This is a genomic window from uncultured Gimesia sp. (genome assembly GCF_963972345.1).
GTDB lineage: Bacteria > Planctomycetota > Planctomycetia > Planctomycetales > Planctomycetaceae > Gimesia.
The window spans coordinates 1-1,830 of record NZ_CAXAVM010000359.1 but is presented as its reverse complement, the minus strand read 5'-3'; the positions used below and the strand labels follow the sequence as shown (position 1 = coordinate 1,830).

The window sequence follows — 1,830 nt, the reverse complement described above, 5'->3', positions numbered from 1 at the left end:
GTTTACGCCAGTAGAAATTGTTTTCCGGGTCAATCGATTCCTTACTCGGATCCGGCGCGCCTGCCTGTCGGTATGCCGTCGATAACATGATCGTGCGATGCAGTTTTTTCAGGTCCCAGCCCTGCTGCATGAATTCTGATGCCAGCCAGTCGAGTAACTCCGGATGGGTGGGAGTCGAACCCAGCTTGCCAAATTCACCAGGCGTACTGACAATCGCCCGCCCGAAGTGGTGTAACCAGATCCGATTCACCAGCACACGCGCCACCAGTGGATGTTCTCCGTTTGTCAGCCAGCGGGCAAACGCCAGCCGGCGTCCCGTTGTAGGCAATGCTTCATCATTGACGGGGAATTTCCGGCGTTCTCCTTCCGGGGAGACAACACTCAAGGCAGCCGGCTCGATCACCTGTCTGGGCTGGCGGTAATCACCGCGGTAAAACAGTTTGGTCACCGGCAGATGATTGGCGGGTTCCACGGCGACGCGGAGAAATTCTTCGACCGGCTTTTTACTTCGGATCTCTTCAATCTGCTTATCAAATTTCTTCAGATCTTCTACCGCGTCTGGCAGATATTCATAAAGCACACCTGGTGAAATATTGACACTGGGATATTTCTTCAACAGCGCGGCCTGCTCGGGCGTGCGTTTATCAGCGGGCGTCTGGTAGGCGGAGTTTAATTGATCCCGTAACGGCTGCTCGTATTTCAACAGTTCTTTTTCCAGCGCTTCAGCCAGGTACTTTGTCTGTTTTTCACCTTTTGCAGCTGCTATTTTCTGTACCTCAACTTCGATTTCTGCTGCTTTCACCCGATCAGCGGCAGTATAAAGTGAGACCTGCCTCTGGGAGGGTGTCTGCCACTGCTGCCAGTCAAATGCCGGCTCAAAAATGGCCCGCATCGCAAAGTAATCTGCATGTGGAATCGGGTCATAGCGGTGGTCGTGGCATTGGGCACAAGCAACGCTGACCCCCATTAACGAACTGCTGACAATCTTCAGCGTATCGGCGATAACCTGGTTGCGCGCTTCGGGAGTATTACTGCCACTCCCTGTCCCGTCAGCCGCCATCCGCAGGAATCCGGTCGCCGTCAACAGTTCAATCTGCTTTTCTGTTAAATCGCCTTCGCGTTTCCCGGCTAATTCATCCCCGGCTAACTGCTCCACAATAAACTGATCGAAAGGCTTATTTGCATTCAAGGAGCGAATCACGTAGTCCCGGTATTTCCAGGCCCAGGGTCGGACGACATCGTTGACGGTGTAACCTTCGGAGTCAGCATATCCGGCGACATCCAGCCAGTGACGCGCCCAGCGTTCGCCATAATGCGGTGATTGTAACAGTTCATCCACATATCCTTCGTACCAGTTGGCTGACTGATCTGCCATCACCCGGCGGATCTGTTCCGGGCCGGGTGGCAGGCCGGTGAGATCAAAACTGGCCCGTTTGATCAGCGTCAGCTTTTCCGCGTCGGGAGAAAAGGACAGACCTTCCGGCATTGCTTTTAACAGCAGCGCGTCAATGGGCGTGCGAACTCCCGGCCTGTTTTTAAATTCCTCTGAGACTTCCGGCCGTTTCACCGGTTGGAATGCCCAGTAGGCCCGTTCTTCCGGCGTGATTCCCAGCCCCGGTTCAATCGTCGCTGGTTCCGGCCGTGCTGTCTTCGCGCCTGCAGCAATCCAGCGTTTCAGAGTGGCAATCTGATCCTGGGGAACCCGCGCTTCGCCGGGCGGCATATCACCACTCTCGATGCGTTCGATCAGATAACTTTCGTCCGGTTTCCCTGAAATAATGGCTTCGCCCGATTCCCCCCCTTTGGTCATGAACCGGACCAGGCGCAAAT

The 1,830-nt window shown here is 54.8% G+C and carries 1 protein-coding gene; it reads right to left on the bottom strand.

Going from position 1 to position 1,830, the window contains the following annotated elements:
- Positions 1-1,830, bottom strand: a 1,830-nt coding sequence (locus AACZ40_RS29020; protein WP_339677173.1) for a PSD1 and planctomycete cytochrome C domain-containing protein, incomplete at both ends; no start/stop codon positions are given.